We start from the raw sequence: 21,908 nt of genomic DNA on the forward strand, positions 1-21,908 counted from the left end.
CTCACAGCAGCTGCTTCAACGCCTTCGCATCGGTCGGTGCGGCGCTCTTCTGGTCGTTGTCGAAATAGACGTAGACGTCGCAGCCCTGCCGTTTCCACGATTTGATGCGCTTGGCCCATTGCGCCAGCGTGGCCTTGCTATAGTGCCCGTGGTAGCGCCCGCCCGGTCCGTGCCCGCGCACATAGACGAAATCCGCCGTGCGCCTCCACGGCGCCGGCGCATCATGATGGTCGGACAGGCAGAGCGAGATGTTCTCTTCAGTCAGCATGCGCAGGATGCGCGGCTGATACCAGCTCGGATGACGGAATTCGAAACTGTAACGCCGCTTCCGCGACAGCAGCTTGAAGAACGACGCGAGCCGGTCCGCATTCGCCTCGAATTGCGGCGGCAGCTGGAACAGGATCGGGCCGGCCTTGCCGCCGAGCCTGGCGATGCGGTCCTCCAGCAGCTCGAGGCTGTTGACGGAGCGGTCCGACAGGCGCTTCCAGTGCGTGATGAATTTCGACGCCTTCCAGGCGAACACGAAATCGTGCCCGGTCTGCTCGCGCCATCCCGTCACCGCCTCGGGCGTCGGCGTGCGGTAGAACACCCCGTTCAGCTCGGTGGTGTCGAACTGCCCGGCATAATAGCTGAGCTGCTGCTTCAGCGTCACGCCCTCGGGGAAGAACGGGCCGCGCCAGGAGGCGTAGTGCCAGCCCGAAGTTCCGATCAGAACGCGCGCCATGTGTCACGTACCATCCGTTGCCATTCGCCGGAGGGAACGCCCGTGTAGCCGATACGTTTCTCGTCGGCATCAACGTGAGGACCGGAACCGATGTACGCGCTGTTCGAAGGCAACAAGCAGATCGGCAATCCCTTTCCGACCGAGAAGGAGGTGTGGGAAGCCGCCTTGATCGAAGGCCTCGTGACCGATGTCCCGGTCGCCGACGAGGAGGGCGGCCACATTCTGCCGGCCGGCTATCACGTCGAGCGCGTGGATGAGACATTCGCGCCGCGGCCGGACTGGAAGCTGCCGCGCGAGGTCTCGTGAGCTAGTTCGACGCCAGCGCCGCCTTGGCTACCTCGGCCATCCAGCTTGATGCCACCGGCAGGATCGCGTCGTTGAAATCGTAACGCGGGCCGTGCAGCTCGGCGCCGTCGCGCAATTCGCCGTTGCCGATCCAGACGAAGGCGCCGGGCCGCTGCTGCAGATAATGGGCAAAATCCTCGCCGGCCATGCTGGGCGCGAGATCGCGCCGCACCGGCGGCGCAACCTTCTCCGCGGCGATGCGGGCGAGCTCGGCCTCGTCAGCCGTGTTGATCACGACGCCGACACCCCAGACGATCTCGGGCGTGACCTTGACGCCGAAGCTGGTCGCGATTCCGGCGCAGGTGCGCTCGATGCCGTCGAGGATGATGTCCTTGACCGCCTCGCGATGGTAGCGCAGCGTGCCGCGGATGGTGACGCGGCCGGCGATCTGGTTCGCCGCGGTGCCGCCTTCGATCGTGCACAGCGACAGCACGGCGGTGTCGAGCGGATCGATGCTGCGCGAGGTGACCGATTGCAGCGCGACGATGAGGTGGCCTGCCGCCACCACGGGATCCCGCGTCAGATGCGGCATGCCGGCGTGCCCGGCATGACCCTCGATCGTGATGGTGATGCGCCCGCCGGAGGCCATGACGACGCCGTCGTGCACCGCGATGGTGCCGGCGGCAAGGCCCGGCCAGTTGTGGAAGCCGAATATCCGCTCCATCGGAAACCGGTCGAACAGCCCGGCCGCGACCATCGCGCGCGAGCCGCCAAAGCCTTCCTCGGCCGGCTGGAAGATGAAATCGACCGTGCCGCTCCAATCGCTATCGGCGGCGAGCAGCACTGCTGCGCCCAGCAGCGCGACGGTATGGCCGTCATGGCCGCACGCATGCATCACGCCCGATGTCTGCGAAGCATAGGGCAGGCCGGTGTCCTCGGTGATCGGCAGCGCATCCATGTCGGCGCGCAGGCCGACCCGCCTTTGGGCGTGACCGCGCCTCAAGGTCGCGACGATGCCGTGGCCGCCGATGCCAGCCTCGAAGGGAATGCCGAGCTCGGCGAGCTTGTCCTGCACGAAGGCGGCGGTCTCCTTCTCCTGCAGCGACAGTTCGGGATGCGCATGCAGATGCCGGCGCCACGCGGTCAGTTTCTGGTGCAGTTCGGGGGACAAGGCAGGCGTCTCTCGCAAGGTGTCGGTTGCCGTCACCATAGCGGATTATCACCGCCATGCACCCCGCGCCTTGGAATGCCTCGCGTGCAGCAATGTCGTTTGGTGCAAGCTCGGAAGAAGGTGCGCTCCCTCCTCCGCTTGCGGGGGAGGGTTGGGGAGAGGGTGTCTCCGCTTTGGGATTCCCCTAGAGGATAGAGCCCTCACCCGCGCCGGAGCCTGTCATCGGGCGCGCCTTCGGCGCGACCCGGTGGGCGCGACCTCTCCCGCAAAGCGGGAGAGGTGAGCTCCACTCCTACCCCGCCAGCTTCGCCAGCCCCTTCCAATCGAACCCGATCCCATGCCCGGGCCTGTCAGGCGCCAGCGCAAGGCCCTCCTTCAGCACCAGCGGATGCTCGATGTACGTGTCGAGCCCGAAACCGTGCGCCTCCAGATAGGAGCGGTTCGGGCACGCCGCGAGCAGATGCACGGTGATGTCATGCGCGCCATGACTGGTGACGGGCAAATTGAACGCCTCCGCCAGCCGCGCGATCTTCATGAACGCGCTGACGCCGCCGCAATTGGTGACGTCGGGCTCGGGATAGGACACCGCGCCGGATGCGATGTAGTTCTTGAACTCCCACAGCGAGCGCAGATTCTCGCCCGCTGCGATCGGCACGCCGCCGGCCTGCATGATGCGCACATGGCCGGCGACGTCGTCGGGAACGATCGGCTCCTCCAGCCAGGTGAGATCGTAAGGAGCCAGAGCACGCGCGGCGCGGATCGCCTCCTCGACCGTCCATTTCATGTTGGCATCCGCCATCAGCGGAAAGCCGTCGCCGAGATGCTGCCGCATCGCGGACACTTTCGCGACGTCGGACTTGAGGTCGGGCCGGCCGACCTTCATCTTGATGGCGCGAAAGCCCTTGGCGAGATTGCCGTCGGTCTGCTTCAGCAGCGCATCGACGGAGAGATCGAGGTCGATGCCGCCGGCATAGCACGGCACGTGCGCATCGAAGCCGCCGAGCAGGCGGTACAGCGGCAATTTCGCGCGCCGCGCCTTCAAATCCCACAGCGCGATGTCGAGCGCCGAGAGCGCCAGCACCGTCGGTCCGCCGCGCCCGCCATAATGCAGCCCCCACCAGACATGATGCCAGAGGGCTTCGGTATCATCGGCCTCGCGCCCTTCGACCAGCGGCGGGATCTCGCGCTTGAGAATGTCGGCCACAGCCCCGCCATTGCGTCCGACCGTATAGGTGTAGCCGACGCCTTCGGCGCCATCGGCATCGCGGATGCGGCAGGTGATCAGCTCGAATGCGGTGATCTCGCCATGCGTGGAGTCCGACAGCGTGACGGGAAGGGGGATCCGGTAGAGCCCGGTCTCGATGTTGGCAATGCGCGGCATGTGGCCTCCCTGTTTTTTCTTCTTGCAGGATGGGTAGAGCGCAGCGAAACCCATCATCTTCGTCTTCGCGGGGGAACGATGGGTTGCGCTGCGCTCGACCCATCTACGTACAGCGTTTAGCTGCAGGTTAAGCCGATCGCGCGGCGCGTACAATCTTCGGCGACGGCAGCGGCGACGGATCCGGCAGTCTCCTCGCCGAATCCGCCGCCGCGCCGAAGCCGCCAGCGCTCAGACGATGAAGTCCGTCGCCTCTAGCGAGGCCGCATGAACCCCGCTCAAGGTGATCGTGTCATTGGCGGAGAGATGAATCACCGCATTCCCCGAGCTGTCATCGCTGATGAGGCTGGACACGGCCGTCCAATCCGCAAAACCGTAGTCGTGCAGGTTGATCACGTCGAGTTCCCCTGCGGTGCTGCCGACCGCGATGTTGCCTTGATTGAAGTCGTTGATGACGTCGTTGCCGGAGCCGGCCGTGAAGACGAAGACATCGTTGTTCGGTCCGCCCCACAGCTGATCATTGCCCGCGCCGCCGTTCAGCGCGTCCGTGCCGCCGGTGATGGAGCCAGGCGCGGACGGCGCATAAGTCCGCGCATCGCCGTAGAGATGATCGGTGAACTCTCCGCCATTGAGAGTGTCGTTGCCGCCACGCGCGTTGCCGGACATGTTCGGGGCATCACCAACCAACTGGGAACCGTAGACGGTCGGGGGCTGCTCGCCACCGTTCGTGACGAAGCTCAAGGTGTCGTTTCCACCTTGCGCATTGTCATCCAAGGATGTGAGCGAATCGCCGGCGAGGCTTCCGCCTCCGATCGCCATGTCGCTGCTGATCCCCAGGGTGAGGTTGTCACTTCCGCCAATTGCGTTGCCGGTCATGGCGCCGACGGCATCCCCGCTGAGGGTGGCCGTGCTTTCGAACGCATATTCGAACACGTTCAGCGTGTCGTTGCCGCCATGCGCGTTGTCGCTCATGGATCCCCCGGCATCGCCGCTGAACACGTTCTGGAAGGCCCGCCCACCGGTCACGCCTGTCAGCGTGTCATTGCCGCCTTGCGTGTTGCCTGACATGTCGCCTCCGGCATCTCCGTAAATGGAGATGTTGGAGCGAAAATTGCCGCCGGCGTCGGCGGAGAGCGTGTCGTTGCCGCCCGCAGCATTGCCCAACATGGTCTCGGCGTCGCCCATAATGGTGGCGCCGCTGAAGGGATAATCCACGTTCGCCGTGAGCGTGTCGTTGCCGCCGTGGGAATTGCCCTGCATGACCGCGTCTTCGCCGATCAGCGTAACGAACACGTCCGCGTTGAGGATGGTTGCCGTCACGGTGTCGTTCCCGCCCCAGCCATCGATCGGGAAGTTCGGATCTCCGACGATGGTCGCGGTTTGGCTGAAGTCCGGAAAGGTGAGGATCAGGGTGTCGTTCGGCATCGTGCGCATGGCGCATCACTCCCATTTCATTGTCAGTCGCGTGACTCTGAAAGCAGCGGAGGTCTCGGCGAGACGCACTGCGTTCACGCTTGAATCCGAATCTGCTTGGAGTTGATGGCGGAGGTTTGCTCCTGACTCGGTTTGATTGCGGCCGAGGAACCGCGTAACGGTGCTCGCCATCGATAGCAGCAGGGGACATGCGCGGACTTCACGGAAGCCGCGATCGACCCGTTAGATCAAAGCCGTGTTGAAGCGCTGTGACGTGTCGGCTGCCAACTCACCGCATCGTCGACAGTTGCACCGCCAGCGCGCAGGCGCGGTCGTATTCGTCGAGGTTGATCCATTCGTCGACCGTGTGCGCCTCGTTCTGGCCGGCGCCGAAGGTCACGGTCGGAATGCCGTGGCGGACCATCCAGTTGGCGTCCAGGCCGCCATTGGCGGCGCGCACGTTCGGAGTTCCGCCCACTGCGGACACCGCCTCGATCGCGCGTTTGACGACCGGCAGGTTCTCCTTCATGCGGAACGGATAATAGTCGGTCTCGGCCTTGAACTTGACCTTGCCGGACTTGCCTTGCGCGTTCGTCACCTTCTTGGCCGCCTTCTCGAACGCGGCCTTGTAGGCCCTGGTGATCTCCTTGAAGAACTTTCCGTCATGGCTGCGGCTCTCGCCGCGCACATGCACGTAATCGGTGACGACGTTGGTGGCATCGCCCGCGGGGCGGCCTTCGCCGCCGGTGACCGGGCCGACATTGCTGGTGCCTTGCTTCTTGCCCTTCACCACCTTGCCGAACCAGCCGCCGGCCTTCACGTCGGCAAGCGCCAGCGCCATGATCATGGTCGAGGAGATGCCGCGCTCGGGGGCAACGCCGGCATGCGAGGCGCGGCCGAAAATCTCGACGGTCCAGCGGTCGGCGCCGACAGCCCCGATCACGACGTTGGAGGCCGAGCCGCCGTCATAGTTGAACGCCATCACCGGTTGGCCGAGCTCGTCGAGCTTGACGTGCCGCGCGCCGTAGAGCCCGCTCTCCTCGCGCACGCAGAACAGCAGCGTGATCGGCGGATGATCGAGCTTCTGCTTGGCGAGCTCTGCGGCCAGCGTCACCAGCACGCCGCAGCCGCAGCGATTGTCGCCGCCGAGCGCGGTCTTGGCGTCATTGACGATCTTGCGCCCGGACAGTTTGGGCTTGGCGCCGGCGCACAGCGGCACCGTGTCCATGTGGGTCATGAACATGATCCGCGGCTGGTTGTGCAGCGCGCCGCGGCCGGGCAGGTCGACGATGAGGTTGCCGGTCTCGGTCGGCACCGGAATGCGCGTGTTGGCATCGTCGAGCCGGATCGCCTTCGCCGGCACGCCGGCCTCCTTCAGCGCAGCAATAAGCTCCCGCCCGATCGCCGCCTCCTGTCCGGTGACGCCCTCGACGGCGAGGAAGCGCATGAGACGATCGGTGGCGGCTTTGGTGTCGACAGGCATGGAGTTGAATTCCTTGACTCGTAGGATGGGTAGAGCTCTTCGCGAAACCCATCACTTCTCGGCAAGAATGATGGGTTTCGCTTCGCTCTGCCCATCCTACGAACGCGGCGAGGTGTAAGTCAAAAAGATCGCAACGCCGAGCGCCAGCGCCGCCGCCATGAACAGCAGCACCGCCGGCAGCCCCGCGAGTGCGGCCACCGCGCCGGTGACGGATTGCATCAGCGCGGTGCCGAGAAAGAAGGCGAGATTGACGGCCGCGAGTGCTTTTCCTGCGACCTGCGCATCGACGAGTTGCCTGGACATGCCGAACAGCAGCGGCTGCGCCGAGGTGAAGAGCCCGATGAGCACGAACAATGCCAGATCATAGGACGGCGGCATGAAGTTCACGCCGAACAGCCATGCAACGGCAAGGTGAGGCGCTCCCAGCGCCATCAGCGCGAGCAGCAGCGCCGCGATCGCGTGCGTGCCGGCGACCAGTTCGCGGCGGCGGCCGAGCCTGCGGTCGATCATGCCGACCAGCAGCGGGCCTGCGATCATCGCCAGCGTGAACGCGCCGAGCTGGTTGCCGGCCTCGACCCGCGTCAGTCCCTTGATCTCCATCAGCCAGGGTCCGCCCCAGAGGCCGCGCAGCACCAGCGTGCTCGCCAGCGACACCATCGCCAGCGCGATCACGCCGCGCAGCGGCCGCGACAGGCCGAGCCTGACCACGTCGACCATCTGCGACAGCGGCGAGGAATCGTCCTTGTGCTCGGCGGGCTGCTGCGGCACCAGCACGAACACCGCGAGCGCCACCACGACGCCGCCGATCGCGGAGATCCAGAACCCGGCGCGCCAGCCGTAAGCGTCGATCACGAAAGCGAGTGGGCTTGCCGACAGCAGCATGCCGATATTGCCGATCGACAGGATCGCGCCCGACCACAATCCGAACCGCGCCGCCGACAATTGCTTGGCTGCGAGCGTCATCGGGCACATCAGCATGCCCGAGGTGGCGACGCCGAGCAGCAGCTGCCCGACGGCGAAGCTCTCAGGCCCGGTCGCAAACCCCGACGCCATCGCGCCGAACACGGTTCCCGCCAGCAGGGCGAGTGCTACCGGCCGCACGCCGAACCGGTCCATCGCCGCGCCAACCGGGATCTGCGAAGCCGCAAAGGCGAAGTGATAGACCGACGTGAGGCTCGCCAGCGCCTGCGGCTCGATGTGGAAATCCGCCGCCATCAAATCGAGGCTCACCGCCGGAATGGTGCGCAGCAGGGTGGAGAGCATGTGGCCGCAGGCGAGCGCGACCAGCGCGAAGATCAGCGCGCGGGTGGCGGTGCCCGCGTCGTCGCCGGCGTTGGTCATGAGCGTCCCGTCCCGAGAAGGTTTTGGGGTGGGGTACCATGATCGAGGGGGCAGACGCCAAGGGCGGCAGCGGGACCCCCTCATGCCGGAATGTAGCTGCTCTGGTCGCGACCACTCGCTTGGCAAGGCCTATCCAGGCCGCGGGTGAACCGGAACGAGCGCCAAGACGTTACCCTGGGAAAACGTGGTATCCTGCTCACCAGGAAGCGCCATGACATGCGGTTGCAGCGGCAATGTCTTCGTCCGAGAGTACCAGTCAGACGGCCAGTGACGCGGCCCGCCGCGAGCGGCGAAGGAGCAATTTCCTGCTGCTGGTTCTCGCAGTTGGGTTTCTCGTGTTCGGCGTCGCAGCGGGGGCGCTCTATTACGCATTGCGGCCAGAGATTCTCCGGATCGCGGTCGGGCCGGCTGGCAGCGACGATTACAAGGTCATTCAGGCGATGGCCGATGCGTTCGCCAGCGAAAGCCGAACTGTCAGGCTGCGTCTGATCAAGGCCGACGGAGCGATGGAAGCTCTCGCTTTGCTTGGGTCTGGCAAGGCCGATCTCGCCGTCGGCCGCGGCGACCTGGACATGCCGGCCGAGGCGCAGACCGTCGCCGTCGTACGCAAGAACTTCGTCGTGCTCTGGGCGCCATCCGGGCTTGCGGGCAAGAGTTCGAAAAGAAAGCCGTCGCTGAAGATCAAGGAGGTCGCCGACCTTGCAGGGCGTCGTGTGGGCGTGATCGGGCGGACGCCGGTCAATCCCGCGCTGCTACGCGTCATCCTGGGCGCCACCGGAGTGCAGCCCGACAAGGTCGCCGTGGCGCAATTCGGCACCGACCAGATCGATGAGCTCGCGCGCGATCTCACCCTCGATGCCTTCATGGCGGTCGGGCCCCTCGACAGCAAGATCACCTCCGACGCCGTTGCCGCAACGGCGCGGGCGCGGGGCGAGCCGAAGTTTCTCGCCATCGAGGCATCGGAGGCGATCTCGATCAAGCATCCCCGCTATGAATCGGAGGAGATTCCGCCCAGCGTTTTCAATGCGGATCCGGCCTGGCCGGGCGACAAGGTTGAGACCGTCAGCGTCAGCCATTTGATCGTGGCGAGAAAGAGCCTGCCCGAGGCGACGGTCGCCGCGTTCTTCCGCCAGCTCTTCGCCGTTCGTCAGGCGATCGCGAGGCAGGTCCCAGGCGCTGCACACATCACCAAGCCCGACCTCGAGAAGGACGCCGAGCTGCAGGTACATCGGGGCGCAGCGGCCGTCATCGACGGCAACGAACGCACGTTTCTCGACCGCTATGGCGACTATTTCTGGTTTGGGCTCCTGCTTCTCTCCGGAATCGGCTCCGCCGGCGCCTGGTTGCGGCGCTATTTGAACCGCGACGAAAGGGACGACAACACCAGCCATCGCAACAGAATCCTGGCCATGGTTTCCAGCGCGAGGACCGCGGAATCCAATCAGGAGCTCGTGGCATTGCAGCGCGAGGCCGATACCATCATCGCCGAGACGCTCGAATGCTACGATGACGGCGCGATCGAGCAAGAGGAGCTCGCGGCCTTCGGCCTGGTGCTCGATCTCCTGAGCAATGCCATTGCCGAGAGGCGAGCGGCATTGCAACGGTCCAATCTCGAAACGGTTCGGGGCGCGGTGGCAAGCCATGGCGGTGCGCCGCGGGGATAAAGTGTCGTGGGTGCCTTCGCCGTGCGCGCGACGGTTGCAATCATCGTCTCGGCAAACTCACTTTCGCTATCCAGCGCTTCCGCTAGCGGTCATTGGAACAAAAAAGACATCGTCTCTCTTACCTAGGTGAAGGAGACCTGATCATGCTGTCCTCGCGACCACCGCGGCCCATTCGCACAACGCTCGATCTTGCGAACGCCGAGCAGGTCAAGTCGGTACGCAGGCGGCTTCGCATCTCCAATGCCGATCTGGTCAGGATCGTCGACAAGATCGGCAACTCTCTGGCGGCTATCGAGAAGGAAGTGGAGCTCGAGAAACTGGCCGCTCGGCAGTGCAATGCCAGGGACGCGGCGACGGCCGTCGAATGAATTCATCCAAGCCATCCCGTCGAAGAGGAGAATTGCAATGAACGGTCTGATCTACCTCATAGGGCTCATCGTTGTGATCGCGGCCATTCTTTCGTTCTTTGGCTTGCGATGAGCGCGGCAGTCCTGCAGCCTGATGCACCGCCGAGCCGGTGAAGCAATCTTGCGTGCACCAAAATGGTTGATCCGCACCAGGTCAATACCATCATAGCAACGACGGTTTGCGCGTTCTTCAAGGGCCTTCCGGACAATCAGATCGGAGCTGAAGAAGCCAAGCTGCTGGCCAAGCAAATCACCGAAGCGCTGCACGCAGCCGGGCTGCAGATTGTCCCCGTGGATCCGGAGATCACACGGCTCTAGCGCGCGATGAAACGAGGCTTGATCGTTCCAACGACGGAGGTGCGCTCCCTCTCCCGCTTGCGGGAGAGGGTTGGGGAGAGGGTGTTTCCGCAATGGGACAATCCCCAAGTGGAGAAAGCCCTCACCCGGCGCGCGGGAGGATGCTTCGCATCGCCCGGACGCGCCGACCTCTCCCGCAAGCGAGAGCTTTGCGTAATGAGTTGTGCTGGAGTGAAGTTCGATATGGGGCTTTTTTTGAACGGCCTCGCGTAGCCCCAGAGGGGTGGGGCGTCTGTCTTTCGTGGCCGCGGGGTAGCGGCGGGTGGTGGTCACGCTGCGGCTCCTATCGGGCACAGCACCGCCCATCGCTTGAGGTTCATGGCGAGGCAGATCAGGCGCAGATGTGTCTGATTGCGCGCCAAACCCAGATAGCGAGCGCGCGCCCAGCGATAGCTGCCCTTGAGGCGCGCGAAGACCTGCTCGACCGGTGCGCGGCGCTTTCCCACGGCATCGTTGAAGCGCTTCTGCCGCTCGGTGAGCGGATGATGCTTGTTGGGCCGGAACATCAGCCTCGGCTTGATTCCCCGCGCGGCGAGCCCGCTGCGGCGCTCGTGCTTGTCATAGGCTTGATCGGCATAGACCGCCTTCTCATCACCACAGACCAGTTCGTCGGCGGGCACTGTGTCGTTGACCGCAGCGTCGGTCAGCTTGCTGCGGCGGACGATGGCCGAACTCTGATCCATGCCGATATGGGCTTTGTAGCCGAAGTACCGCTTGCCGCCCTTCTTGGTCCAGCGTGCATCTGGATCGCGCTTGCTGTTGACCAGCTTGCTCGGTTCACGGCCGTCCGGGCCGGGCGGCTGCGGGTCCTCTGGCGGCTTCGGCGGCTTTACTGCTGCCGAGATCAGGCTCGCATCGATCAATGTGCCCCGGCGCAGCACCAGCCCGCGTGCGTCGATCTGATGCAGGATCTCGGCGAACAGCTTCTCGTCCAGACCGGCTCGCTGCAAAGCCTCGCGGAATCGCCAGATCGTCGTGTGGTCAGGCGTCTCGTCGCTCAGCACAAAGCCGCAGAAGGCTCGGAACGAGGCCCGGTCGTCGAGCGCTTCCTCGAGCGCCGGATCGGAAAGCCCATACCATTGCTGCAGCAGCAGCGCCTTGAACAGCACCAGTCGCGGATAGGGCGGAGGGCCACGCTCCGGCTCCGGAAGACCACCCAGCACTCTTTCCACAGCCGCCCAGTCGACCAGTTCGCCAATCCGCTTCAGCACCGCGTTACCCTTCCCTCGCCGCGATACCAGCGCGTCCGCGAAGCTCGGTTGCCCAACCTCTCGATATGCCATCCGAATCCGCCTCCACCACAGGCCCTAGAGAATCGCAAATCCTCCTCTTATGCAAAGCTCTCGCAAGCGGGAGAGGTGAACGAGCCCGCGGCAATCGATTCGACCTGAAGCCATTCCTCTCTGGCTCTATGGCTGCAGCACCGGGCTTTTCTGGCTCGAAGCCCACCAGACGGGGCGGCGCTAGATCCGTTCGAACGTATCGACGTTGGTTGTGACGGCGCGCCACCAGTTCAATGGCTTGAGCCTGGCAGGCTCGCCCTCGCTGGCGGCACTCAGCGCCTGGTCGGCGACGACGAACCAGGCGGTTTCCATCTTTCCATGCCGCAACAGTCCCGTGTACGAAACCACACGGTCGCCCGTCGCAGACGAACCCACGGCGACAAAGCCGATGCAATTGCCCCTGTGAAACCCGGTGACCTGCACCGTTTGTCCATAGAAGCCGCTATCTTCGAGGGCGGTCTCGAAACTCCCCTCGATGCGGCCGTTCGCATCATCAGTGATGCGCAAGATGGAGCCGAATTGATTTCGCCAGCTGCCGATCCAAGCCATGTCGGTTCTCCTACGTTCGCGCGTCCGGCACGGGCGAGCCGCCGGCGCAGGCGATGCAATTCCGTTGCAGCGCGACAACGCATCTGAGCGACCGACCCGATGGATCATGCTGGCCTTATGAAGCGCCGCAGCTCACTTCAACTCGCCCAGGAGCCCCCAAGCGTCCTCCAGCAAGGCCTTCACCTGGTGTCGCTCGGCGCGACTATCCCGTGTGAACATTCCATGTCGACGTGCGTTCCGGTTCCCCTTGGGGGCGCCCGATCTCCGCGCGCCGCCATGCATGCGGCAGCGGCGCTTGCCGTGCATCGCAGGCGCGCGGCAGGCGGTGCCGTCGCGTGTCCGCGCCCCGCAGCGCGGGCTCGTCACCATCGCAGCGGTGTTGCGGACATGACCGCCGCTCATGCGCTGGCGCCTCGCCTCGCGTCGGCCCATTCGCGTTCGCCGGCTGCTCCCGACGCGATGTCGGGATCGACGCCGATCAGATGCGCATGCTGCGTGACATTGCCCACGATCGCCCGTCCGCCGTCCTGCACCGACAAATTCTGCACCGTGATCGCGCGCTCGTCGCTGTTGCGGTGGCGATTGAGCGCCTCGACCTGGGCGGCGAAGGTGCGGGACAGCCGGGTCAACGCGCGGGCGATGCCCTCCTGCTGCGCGAGATCGTCGGTGCAGGCGAGCCGGCAGGCACAGCGCATCGCCGCCATGTGCACCGACACCATCTGCGACACCAGCATCGCCTCGATGGAATCCTTGGGCGCGATGCTCCTGATCGTCGAGATCATGAAGGCGAGGTTGGCCTCATCCGGCTTCTGCCCGACCACGCTGGCCTTGACCAATTGCCGGAGCATGCCGTGCATCGCGTCGCGGTCGGCGGCGCCGAGCGCCTCGGCCAGCAGCTGCTCGCCGACGTGTGGGTCGGGATGGCTGATCGCAATGCGCCGCTTGTAGAGTTTTACGCGCGGGGTCGTTGCGGGAGCGCTGCGATCGGATGCCGCGAGCGGCGAGGGGATGTGGCGTTCGAGAGCTGTCGGCATGTGCTGTGTCCTTTCTGGCGGCGCAGGCGCGAACGGCCGTTCGCTGCCGCGCGCGAATGGTGGATTTCGAAATGTCGATGAAGGGTTTAGGCGCAACCGCGTCGGCACGGCTGAGGCCTTGCCGGCCGTGACGCTCGCGACTGTTGCGATGATGCCAGTATGCCACTGTTTTGCCCGACGCGACAGAATTTATTTCGTAAATCCGAAGATCTCCCGCGCCGCTCTGCAAGTCCTTGTTCCGACAGGGGCGGTCTACTGTGCATGGGGTTGTTTTCGCACTTTTGTCTTGGAAGCGGTGCGCACGTGCCGTGCGGCGGAATGCCGGCAGCCAAACGCGATTGCGAAATCCGGCACGGCCGCTATTCATGATCGTCGACGGCGCCGTTCCAACAAGCATGCACAAGCGGCGCCAAGAGGTCTGGGAGAGAACGAATGCAACGAACGGCCCGCCTGCTGGCAGTCATCGCCGGATTATGCGCCTTGGCGCCGGCGACAGAGGCGCACGCGCAAAAATACCCGTCGCGGCCGGTCAAGGTCATGGTCGGCTTCAGCGCGGGCGGCCCGGTCGACGTCGTCGCGCGCATCATCGGCGATCGGCTCAGCAACAAGCTCGGCCAGCCCTTCGTGGTGGAGAACCGCGCGGGCGCCAACGGCATGATCGCCGCCGAAGGCGTCGCGCGCGCGGATGCGGACGGCTACACCATGCTCGCCTGCAACTCGTCGACGATCACGCTCAACAAGACCCTGTTCAAGGATATTCGCTACGATCCGCAAGTGGACTTTGCGCCGCTCACCACGGTGGTGTCGGCGCCGCTCGTCCTCGTCGTCAACCCCGAGAATCCCAGGACGGCGAACATCAAGTCGGTGGCCGATCTCGTCGCGGCGGCGAAGGCCGCGCCCGGCGCGCTCGCCTACGGCTCCGGCGGCAACGGCAATCTCGCCCATCTCGCCATGGAGCTGCTGAGCCAGAAGGCCGGCATCAAATTGATCCACGTGCCCTATCGCGGCGGCTCGGCCGCTGAGGTCGGCATTCTCGCGCAGGAGGTGCTGGCGGTGTTCGATCCACTCTCCGCCGTGACGCTGGTCAAGGCCGGCAAGCTGCGCGCGCTGGCGGTGTCCTCGGCCGAGCGGCTGCCGGCGCTGCCGGACGTGCCGACGGTGGCGGAAGCGGGCTATCCCGGATTCGACATCTCGTTCTGGGTCGGCTTCTTCATGCCGAAGGCAACGCCCGCGCCGATCCTGGAGACGCTGCACCGGGAGATCGTCGCGGCCGCGAAGGATCCCACGGCCGAGGAGAAGCTCGGCTCGCAGGGCGTGGTGTCCGTGCTCAGCCCGGCCGACTACGCCGCGAAGATCGCCAGGGAGACCAGGGAGCTCGCCGACGTCGTCGCGGCGGCGAACATCAAGGCGGAGTGAGGCGCCAGCCGCCGATCAGCTGCTCCGGCTTTCTCTCCGTCAACGTGGAGCCGCGCAAGCCGGCGGCTCCGATCACGAACCGGGTGATCGTTCGCCCGATGCGAAGCGAACAGCGCGCGCCTTGGCGCTTTTGCCGGCCGCGCGTGCCGCGATCATGCTGCGCGCCTTGCCGGGGCCCGCGGCATTCTTCCGCAGCAGGGTGGCGAACCGCTTGCGCGCGCGGTTCGTCGTCACGCGTGCCGCCAGCTGCTCGGCCTTGCGAATGATGCCCGCGACCGAAGGCGTCAGGTTCACCGGAACCCAGGCGACGTCCTTGGCCTTTGAAAGACTGCCGATGCCTTCGCATGGCGCTTCGCGCGGCAGGTCGATACGGATCGCGAGCGCCTCCGAGCGTTCGGTCCAGTCTTCGGCTTGGGTGCCGGTGATGATCCGGACATAGTCGCGCGTCTCGCGCGGCAGCTCGCTCTGTCTGGCCAGCCATTTCTGGATGCGGCCGGGACCGGCATTGTAGGCGGCGGCAGCAAGGCCGAGATTGCCGAAATCGTCGCGCAGCTTGCGCAGGAATTTTGCGGAGGCCGGCAGCGCCTTCATCGGATCGAAGGGATCGTCGAGCCCGACCTCGGCGGCCGTCCCCGGCATGAACTGTGCGACGCCCTGCGCGCCGGCATGGCTGACCTCGTTGGACTTGAAGCGGCTCTCCTGCCAGATCAGGCGCGCAAAGAACGGCACCGGAATGCCGCTGGATTCGGCGGCCTGGCGCAGCGCGTGACAAAATCGTTCGGTCGGCGAGGGTTCCGCCGGCTCGACCGCGCGCGGCGGCTCGATCACCTGCTCGTAAGCCGCGTGCGCGTTGGCAAGCTCGATCGCCTGCACGCTGGCGACGAACAGCTCGACCACCGGAACAAGTGGCGAGGCATGATTGTTCTTGAGAACAGTGGTGTCGAAACGTGATGCTTGGCGGGACGCCGACGGATCGAGGTCGCACATCAGGAGCATGAACGCGGCGCAAGCCGCGACGACAAATCGCATTTGCTGGGGCAACCTCGAACTGTGGGATGAACGGCCAGCGATGCGCCGGCGATAGGGAGTTCTTAACCTTCCGATTGCGGCAAAGCTGCGATCCCGCCGGTTCCTTCGGTGTTACTACGGTGTTCCCGAAGCGAAACTCTCCGCGGCTTTGCGGGCTTGCGAGTGGGATGTGCGATGACGTTGCGATGGATGGTTGGCGCGGTGGTTTGGCTGTGGCTCGCCGGCCCGGCGCTCGCAGGCAATCTCGATCCGGCTGCGGTGAACGAGGCTGCGCGTCCTGCAAAGCCGCCGGCCACCGACAAGCTGAATGCAGCCGTGGTGAAGCTTCAGGTGCTGCTCGATCGCGCACAATTCTCGCCCGGCGAGATCGACGGCAAGTTCGGCGAGAACGCGCAGAAGGCGCTCAAGGCATTCGCGGAGCAGAACGGCTTGGCACTCGACAAGGGCATAGCGCCGGAGCTCTGGGACAAGCTGACCGCGTCGAGCGAAGGTCCTATCCTCGCCGACTACAAAATCACCGACGCCGACGTGAAGGGACCGTTCTTAAAGAAGCTGCCGGCAAGGCTCGATGACATGAAGTCGCTGGACGCGCTGAGCTACACCAGCCCGCTCGAGGGGCTCGCTGAAAAATTCCACATGAGCGGAGATCTGCTCAAGGCGCTCAATCCGGCGAAGGCTTTCGACAAGGCCGGCGAGACCATCGTGGTCGCCAATCTTCCGGCGCGGCGTGAGCTGCCGCGCATCGTCCGCATCGAGGTCGACAAGGCACGCGCGACATTGAAGGCCTTCGACGGCTCCGATCGGATGATCGCGTTCTATCCGGCGTCGATCGGCAGCCCGGATCGCCCGACGCCAACGGGAACGCTGAAGGTCACCAGCAGTCACGAACTGCCGACCTACCGCTACAATCCCGAGTACAAGTTCAAGAGCGTCAAATCCAACAGGCCGTTCGACATTCAGCCGGGGCCCAACAATCCCGTGGGCGCATACTGGATCGGACTGTCGGCGCCAGGCTACGGCATCCACGGCACGGCCGAGCCCGACAAGGTCAGCAAGTCGGCGTCGCACGGCTGCGTTCGCCTTACCAATTGGGACGCGCGTACGCTCGGCGAGAACGTGAAGCGCGGCACACCGGTCGTCTTCCTCGATGCGTCGACGGAATCCTCCCCGCGGCAGGCTACGCCTGCTGCGAAGCGCGCGGCGAACTAGTCCTTGGGAAAATCCTTGCGCATCGCGATCTCCGCCGCGTCGCCTGGCGACAGCACGGTCTGGTCGAAGGCGGCCTGCGGCGTCGTCATGATGTCGTAGAGCGAGATGCCCTTGATCGGCTTGCCCATGAGCTCGCGGACGCATTCGGCGAGCGTGCCGTTGTAGACGAGATAGGGCGGACCCCGATCCTTCAGCCGCTCGCCCTTCAGCGACGGCCATTTCTTCAGCTCGGCCGGCGCGTCATAGGCGATCGGCGATCCCTCTTTGAACATGCGTTTGGCCCCGGTGGTTGATGGCCGGGAAGCCTACAGAAGCCGGGTAAACACCCGTTAAAGAATTGGGTCAAATCAGCCGGTGACGAAGGCGAGCAGGGTGCCGTTGGCCTTGGCCGGCGGCACGCAGACCGCAGCTCCGCTCCGTAGGGCGGCTGGCCCCAGCGCCTTCTCGGTCGCCGCGAGGTCGCCGCTGATCAGCACCAGGGCCGCGCCGCCGCGCTCGGAGAGGCCGGCCAGCGGCACGCCGGGATAGCGCTTGGCGAGCTGGTCCAGCGTCAGATAGACGAAGTCGGCGCGATCGCCGCCGGAGGGCACGGTGACCGCGCCGTCCGCGTCGGTCTTCGCCTCGCGGTCGATCAGGCGGGCGAGATGCGCGGCCTCGTTAGCCGGCTCCGGCGATGCGATCAGCGTCTGCTTGATCCGCTTGGCTGCGTTGGCGTGGGTCATCAGTTCGGGGATCCACACGGTCTCGCGGGTCTTGTGCTGGCAGGCGAAGATGCGCACGCCGCCCGGAGCTTCCGCCGTCGGCCACATGAAGGTGCGGAATTTCGCCGCCGAGATCGTACCATCGGGCAGCGTGACAGGGCGTTCGAAGTCGGTCGGGCCGATCGGCTCCAGCCCCCGTGCACGGATCTCCTCGGCGCCGGCGGCGCTGTCGATCGCGGTAAAGGCGATGCGCTCGATGCCCTCGCCATGGCGCTCGACGAAGGCGCGGGCCGGCGCATTGTGCCCGGTCGCCACGAGCACGCCGAGCAGCTCCATGTAATCGGGGTCGAACATGATGGTGTAGTTGCCGGTGCCCATATGCGCGCTGTGGGTGCCGCGCGGCGAGACCGTGAAGCCGAGTTGCCTGTAGTTTTCGGCGGCCTTGTCGAGGTCCTTCACCATGACGACGGCGTGGTCGATACCGATGACGTTCTTGAGGGCCACTGTTCTTATCCCCGATTGCAAGCTGACTTTGCGCCGCGCCGGCGGCTGCCGGCCATGTCTACGCCGGATAAGCGGCCTAGTCATTTTCAATTCGGTGAGAGATGCGGAATTTCATTCCGCACAACGCGTCCTTGCGCGCGCCTCAGCGCGCCTGCTCGATATAGGCCGCGAGCGCCGCGCGCTCCTCGCCGGTCATTTCCGTGATGTTGCCCGGCGGCATCGCATTCGACCAGGCCGCGACCCGCCCGATCAGGCGGATGTTGCGATGGATGTGCTCGGGCGTGTCGAGCACAATGCCCTTCGGCGCGGTGACGATGCCGGCCCAGACCGGCTCGGCTGCATGGCACATGCTGCAGCGGGACATCACGATCTCCTCGACATTGGCGGCCGTGACCGGCGCCGACAGCGCGCCCGTCTTCACCTCGCGCGGACCGGCGGCGGAGAGCAGGAGGATCGCGATCACGCCGGTCGCAGCCACGCCCCACACCCACCAGGGCGATTTGCGCCCGGCATGACGCTCGTTGAAGAAGTGGCGGATCACCGGCCCGAGCGCCAGGACGATCGCGACGATGATCCAGTTGAAGCGCGTGGCGTAGAGCAGGGGATAGTGGTTGCTGATCATCAGCACGACCACGGGGAGCGTCAGGTAATTGTTGTGGACCGAGCGTTCCTTGCTGGCCTTGCCGAGCTTGGGGTCGGGCGCCTGTCCGGCGATCAGGCTGGCCACGATCTTCTTCTGGTTCGGGATGATCAGCGTGAAGACGTTGGCCACCATGATGGTGCCGATGATCGCGCCGATCTGGTTGAAGGCACCGCGTCCGCTCAGCACATGGGTGAAGGCGTAAGTGAGCGCGACCAGGAACAGATAGCCGCCAATGGCAAAGGGCAATTCGCGCTGCGCGAGCCCGGTGCGGCAGGCGGCCTCATAGAGCAGCCACGCCAGCGCCAGGCTGCAGAAGCTGAACAGTCCGGCCTGGAACGGCGTGAGGTCGAGGATCGACTTGTCGACCAGGAACAGGTCGGCCTCGAGATAATAGACCACCACCATCAGAGCGAAGCCGGACAGCCAGGTGGTGTAGGCTTCCCATTTGAACCAGGTCAGCTCGTTCGGCATCTGGCTGGGCGCGACCAGGTATTTCATGATCCGGTAGAAGCCGCCGCCATGGACCTGCCAGGCCTCACCCTGCACCCCGTCAGGCAGGTCGTCCCTAGGCTTCAGGCTGAGATCGAGGGCGATGAAATAGAAGGAACTGCCGATCCAGGCGATCGCGGCCACCACGTGCAGCCAGCGCAGCAGCAGGCTCGCCCATTCCGATATGATGGATCCCCACATGATCTCCCCATCCGGCGCGACCGGGATGCCGCAGCCTCCATCACCGTAGCCGGCGGTCGCCGCCCTCACAATGTGTCGCACCGTTCAACCGCATTTTCCAGTATGATGGGCTGCGGCTGATGCACATCGTGCGGGCATGAACTGACGTGGGATTCGGCAGGCGCCAGGCTCGCCGCAAACCTTTTCCGGGTGATCGGCGTTGACGCACGACACGGGCAAGGCGGAGGACGACGAATTGAGTGACAGGACAAAGTTCGTGGCGATGCTCGCAGCGCTGCTGGTTGCGGCCGGCGCGCAGGCCGAGCCGGTGTTGCAGGGCAAGGACGCCTATGGCGATTGGCGTGCCGACAAGCCGGGCACGGTCAGGCTGATCCGGCCGCAGGATCTAGTCAGGCCCGGCGCCACGCGATCGGTTGCGAGCTCGTCGCGCGTGGTGCCGCGTCCGCCGGAAGCTGAGCTCCAGGTGCCGGCCGGATTCAAGATCGAGCCGTTCGCAGAAGGCCTGCGCGCGCCGCGCATCATCCGCGTGGCGCCAAATGGCGATGTGTTCGTCGCGGAAACACGCGCCGGCACCGTCCGCGTGTTGCGCGCAGGCGAGGGCGGCAAGGCCGCGACCAACGAGGTGTTCGCCAGCGGCCTGCGGCAGCCATTCGGCATCGCCTTCTTTCCCAACGGCGACAATCCGCAATGGGTCTATATCGCCAACACCGACAGCGTCGTCCGTTTTCCCTACCAGGCCGGCGATCTCAAGGCGCGCGGCAAGGCGGAGACGATTGTCGCGAGCCTGCCGCATGATGGCGGGCATTCCACCCGCGACATCGTGTTCACGCCGGACAACAAACGGATGCTCGTCTCCGTCGGCTCGCTCAGCAACGTCGCCGAGGGCATGGGCACGCCGCCGGGCGGGATGGAAGCGTGGTCGAAGACGCAGCCGCTCGGCGCAACATGGGCCAGCGAGCTCGAGCGCGCCGCGGTGCTGGCCTTCAATCCTGACGGCAAGGAGCGAAAGATCTACGCCACCGGCCTGCGCAACTGCGTCGGCCTCGCAATCCAGCCGCAGACCGGCCTGCCCTGGTGCTCGATCAACGAGCGCGACGGTCTCGGCGACGATCTCGTGCCCGACTACATCACCAGCGTGAAGGAGGGCGCGTTCTACGGCTGGCCGTGGTTCTATATCGGCAACAATGAAGACCCGCGTCATGCCGGCGCGCGGCCGGACCTCAAGGGCAAGGTGACGGTGCCTGACGTGCTCATCCAGCCGCACTCGGCCTCGCTCGGCATGACGTTCTACCAAAGCACGCAGTTTCCGCCCGAATACCAGGGCGACGCCTTCGCCGCTGAGCACGGCTCCTGGAACAGGTCGAAACGCACCGGCTACAAGGTGATCCGCATCAAGATGAAGGACGGCAAGCCGACCGGCGAGTACGAGGACTTCGTCACAGGGTTCGTCGTGAACGACACGGAGGTGTGGGGGCGCCCGGTGGGCGTCGCCGTGGCGAAGGATGGTTCGCTGCTGATGTCGGAAGATGGCAACGGCACGATCTGGCGGGTGACATATTCGCGCTGAGCGCGGCGCGATGACGCAAGGGGAGAAGGAAGAAGAATTACCCCCGTCTCACGCTGGCTCCACCATCCACCGGCAGCGTCACACCGGTGATGAAATTCGCCTCGTCGCTCGCCAGGAACAGCGCGGCATTCGCGACGTCCCAGCCGGTGCCCATCTTTCTGCGCAGCGGCACCTTGCTGTCGCGGTCGGCTTCGACCTCGGCGCGGGTCTTGTGCCATTCGCGGGCACGGGTGTCGACGGCCATCGGCGTGTTCATCAGGCCGGGCAGGATGACGTTGGCGCGGATGCCGTATTCGGCATTCTGGTAGGCGAGTTGTTCGGTGAAGGCGATCATCGCCGACTTCGTCGCCTTGTAGGCGACGTAAGGATAGGTGGTGATCGCGGCCATCGAAGAGATGTTGATGATGGCGCCGCTTCTCTGCGCGCGCATGATCGGGATCACCTCTTTCGCCGCCAGGATGCAGCTTTTCAGATTGACGGCGACGACGCGATCGAACGCCTCCTCGGTCAGTTGCAGCAGCTCGGCATCGCCGCCGGCAAGGCTGACGCCGACATTGTTGTGCAGCACGTCGATCCGATCCCAGCGCGATTGCGCATCCGCAACCATCGTCTTGATGTCCGCAGCTTTGGTCACGTCCGCCTTGAAGGCCGCCGCGGTGCCGCCTGTCGCGGCGATCATCGCCACCGTCTCCTGCGCCGATTCCAGATGGTGGTCGACGCACAAGACCTTGGCGCCCTCGCGTGCGAAGGTGAGCGCAGTCGCGCGGCCGTTGCCCATGCCTTCGCCGGGGCTTTGCCCGGCCCCGACGACGATCGTGACCTTGTCCCTCAAGCGCATCTCGGTTCACTCCCGCTCTCGTCATTGTTTTCGTGCACATTAGCAATCGCGCTCCCGGGAGAGAAGAGCGCGCTTTCCGCGTTCATGTCATTGACATCACACGGAATTGCATGGGCGGCCGGTCCGTCGCGCGTGGCTGGCCGAAGCATGCCAGGAACCGATCCGACGTCGCTGCGTTTGTCGCGGAGCCTTTCCCGCGCTAGGCTCAGTCCCGGGGCTTCC

At 65.2% G+C, this 21,908-nt stretch carries 22 protein-coding genes; 7 read left to right on the forward strand and 15 right to left on the reverse strand.

Features of this window, described 5'->3' with window-relative positions:
- Position 1: 1 nt before the first annotated feature.
- Entirely contained in the window at positions 2–724 is a 723-nt protein-coding gene (locus tag BDOA9_RS14720) for a DUF72 domain-containing protein (protein ID WP_025034707.1), read from the reverse strand.
- A 90-nt stretch (positions 725–814) separates the two neighbouring features.
- On the opposite strand from BDOA9_RS14720, the gene BDOA9_RS14725 reads away from it, so the two are divergent.
- Positions 815–1,030 carry a hypothetical protein gene (locus BDOA9_RS14725; RefSeq protein ID WP_025034708.1) on the forward strand — a complete coding sequence of 72 codons (216 nt, stop codon included), beginning with the start codon at positions 815–817 and terminating at the stop codon, positions 1,028–1,030.
- A 1-nt stretch (position 1,031) separates the two neighbouring features.
- Here the strand turns inward: BDOA9_RS14725 and BDOA9_RS14730 are convergent, their stop codons facing one another.
- From BDOA9_RS14730 to BDOA9_RS14750, 5 genes are all read right to left on the reverse strand, one after another.
- On the reverse strand, positions 1,032–2,180 hold the full coding sequence (locus tag BDOA9_RS14730; protein ID WP_025034709.1) for an amidohydrolase: 1,149 nt from the start codon (positions 2,178–2,180) through the stop codon (positions 1,032–1,034).
- 292 nt (positions 2,181–2,472) lie between these two features.
- Positions 2,473–3,561, reverse strand: coding sequence for a mandelate racemase/muconate lactonizing enzyme family protein (locus BDOA9_RS14735; protein WP_025034710.1), 1,089 nt, complete (start codon positions 3,559–3,561; stop codon positions 2,473–2,475).
- Between the two features lie 228 nt (positions 3,562–3,789).
- A complete protein-coding gene (locus tag BDOA9_RS14740; protein ID WP_025034711.1) occupies positions 3,790–4,992 on the reverse strand; it encodes a calcium-binding protein in 1,203 nt (400 codons plus the stop codon).
- 268 nt (positions 4,993–5,260) lie between these two features.
- Complete coding sequence (locus BDOA9_RS14745; RefSeq protein ID WP_025034712.1) at positions 5,261–6,454, reverse strand: M20/M25/M40 family metallo-hydrolase; 1,194 nt, start codon at positions 6,452–6,454, stop codon at positions 5,261–5,263.
- Between the two features lie 96 nt (positions 6,455–6,550).
- Positions 6,551–7,795: an MFS transporter gene (locus tag BDOA9_RS14750; protein WP_025034713.1), complete on the reverse strand. Its 1,245-nt coding sequence runs from the start codon at positions 7,793–7,795 to the stop codon at positions 6,551–6,553.
- 233 nt (positions 7,796–8,028) lie between these two features.
- Here BDOA9_RS14750 and BDOA9_RS14755 point away from each other — a divergent pair, with 233 nt between their 5' ends.
- From BDOA9_RS14755 to BDOA9_RS14765, 3 genes are all read left to right on the forward strand, one after another.
- Positions 8,029–9,459, forward strand: a complete 1,431-nt coding sequence (locus BDOA9_RS14755) for a TAXI family TRAP transporter solute-binding subunit (RefSeq protein WP_025034714.1) — start codon at positions 8,029–8,031, stop codon at positions 9,457–9,459.
- A gap of 143 nt (positions 9,460–9,602) precedes the next feature.
- Positions 9,603–9,827, forward strand: coding sequence for a DUF3606 domain-containing protein (locus BDOA9_RS14760; RefSeq protein ID WP_025034715.1), 225 nt, complete (start codon positions 9,603–9,605; stop codon positions 9,825–9,827).
- A gap of 174 nt (positions 9,828–10,001) precedes the next feature.
- Positions 10,002–10,184: a hypothetical protein gene (locus BDOA9_RS14765; RefSeq protein WP_025034716.1), complete on the forward strand. Its 183-nt coding sequence runs from the start codon at positions 10,002–10,004 to the stop codon at positions 10,182–10,184.
- Between the two features lie 308 nt (positions 10,185–10,492).
- On the opposite strand, the gene BDOA9_RS14770 is transcribed toward BDOA9_RS14765, so the two are convergent.
- The 4 genes from BDOA9_RS14770 to BDOA9_RS14780 all read right to left on the reverse strand — a co-directional run bounded on the left by BDOA9_RS14770 (position 10,493) and on the right by BDOA9_RS14780 (position 13,089).
- Positions 10,493–11,506 carry an IS5 family transposase gene (locus tag BDOA9_RS14770; RefSeq protein WP_025033211.1) on the reverse strand — a complete coding sequence of 338 codons (1,014 nt, stop codon included), beginning with the start codon at positions 11,504–11,506 and terminating at the stop codon, positions 10,493–10,495.
- Positions 11,507–11,686: 180 nt separating this feature from the next.
- Positions 11,687–12,055, reverse strand: a complete 369-nt coding sequence (locus tag BDOA9_RS14775) for an avidin/streptavidin family protein (RefSeq protein WP_025034717.1) — start codon at positions 12,053–12,055, stop codon at positions 11,687–11,689.
- Between the two features lie 132 nt (positions 12,056–12,187).
- Entirely contained in the window at positions 12,188–12,487 is a 300-nt protein-coding gene (locus tag BDOA9_RS39970; protein ID WP_340162395.1) for an HGGxSTG domain-containing protein, read from the reverse strand.
- A complete protein-coding gene (locus BDOA9_RS14780; protein WP_025034718.1) occupies positions 12,454–13,089 on the reverse strand; it encodes a hypothetical protein in 636 nt (211 codons plus the stop codon). The genes BDOA9_RS39970 and BDOA9_RS14780 overlap by 34 nt, the downstream gene beginning before the upstream one ends.
- A 432-nt stretch (positions 13,090–13,521) precedes the next feature.
- Between BDOA9_RS14780 and BDOA9_RS14785 the strand changes: the two genes are divergently transcribed.
- Positions 13,522–14,505 (forward strand): Bug family tripartite tricarboxylate transporter substrate binding protein, encoded by a 984-nt coding sequence (locus tag BDOA9_RS14785; RefSeq protein WP_025034719.1) that lies wholly within the window; start codon positions 13,522–13,524, stop codon positions 14,503–14,505.
- A 72-nt stretch (positions 14,506–14,577) separates the two neighbouring features.
- Here BDOA9_RS14785 and BDOA9_RS14790 read toward each other — a convergent pair whose 3' ends face one another.
- The gene (locus tag BDOA9_RS14790) at positions 14,578–15,534 is read right to left on the reverse strand and encodes a lytic transglycosylase domain-containing protein (RefSeq protein ID WP_025034720.1); all 957 of its coding nucleotides are present in this window, start codon (positions 15,532–15,534) and stop codon (positions 14,578–14,580) included.
- Between the two features lie 174 nt (positions 15,535–15,708).
- Between BDOA9_RS14790 and BDOA9_RS14795 the strand changes: the two genes are divergently transcribed.
- Positions 15,709–16,743: a L,D-transpeptidase family protein gene (locus tag BDOA9_RS14795; protein ID WP_025034721.1), complete on the forward strand. Its 1,035-nt coding sequence runs from the start codon at positions 15,709–15,711 to the stop codon at positions 16,741–16,743.
- Here the strand turns inward: BDOA9_RS14795 and BDOA9_RS14800 are convergent.
- The 3 genes from BDOA9_RS14800 to BDOA9_RS14810 all read right to left on the reverse strand — a co-directional run bounded on the left by BDOA9_RS14800 (position 16,740) and on the right by BDOA9_RS14810 (position 19,281).
- Entirely contained in the window at positions 16,740–17,015 is a 276-nt protein-coding gene (locus BDOA9_RS14800) for a hypothetical protein (protein ID WP_025034722.1), read from the reverse strand. The genes BDOA9_RS14795 and BDOA9_RS14800 overlap by 4 nt on opposite strands.
- Positions 17,016–17,090: 75 nt before the next feature.
- The gene (locus BDOA9_RS14805; protein ID WP_025034723.1) at positions 17,091–17,948 is read right to left on the reverse strand and encodes a VOC family protein; all 858 of its coding nucleotides are present in this window, start codon (positions 17,946–17,948) and stop codon (positions 17,091–17,093) included.
- Between the two features lie 142 nt (positions 17,949–18,090).
- Positions 18,091–19,281 carry a urate hydroxylase PuuD gene (locus tag BDOA9_RS14810; protein ID WP_025034724.1) on the reverse strand — a complete coding sequence of 397 codons (1,191 nt, stop codon included), beginning with the start codon at positions 19,279–19,281 and terminating at the stop codon, positions 18,091–18,093.
- A 262-nt stretch (positions 19,282–19,543) separates the two neighbouring features.
- Between BDOA9_RS14810 and BDOA9_RS14815 the strand changes: the two genes are divergently transcribed.
- Positions 19,544–20,848 carry a PQQ-dependent sugar dehydrogenase gene (locus BDOA9_RS14815; RefSeq protein ID WP_042336525.1) on the forward strand — a complete coding sequence of 435 codons (1,305 nt, stop codon included), beginning with the start codon at positions 19,544–19,546 and terminating at the stop codon, positions 20,846–20,848.
- Positions 20,849–20,885: 37 nt separating this feature from the next.
- Here BDOA9_RS14815 and BDOA9_RS14820 read toward each other — a convergent pair whose 3' ends face one another.
- The gene (locus BDOA9_RS14820; protein WP_025034726.1) at positions 20,886–21,686 is read right to left on the reverse strand and encodes an SDR family NAD(P)-dependent oxidoreductase; all 801 of its coding nucleotides are present in this window, start codon (positions 21,684–21,686) and stop codon (positions 20,886–20,888) included.
- Positions 21,687–21,908 lie beyond the last annotated feature (222 nt).

This window comes from Bradyrhizobium sp. DOA9 (assembly GCF_000617845.2).
Classification (GTDB): domain Bacteria; phylum Pseudomonadota; class Alphaproteobacteria; order Rhizobiales; family Xanthobacteraceae; genus Bradyrhizobium.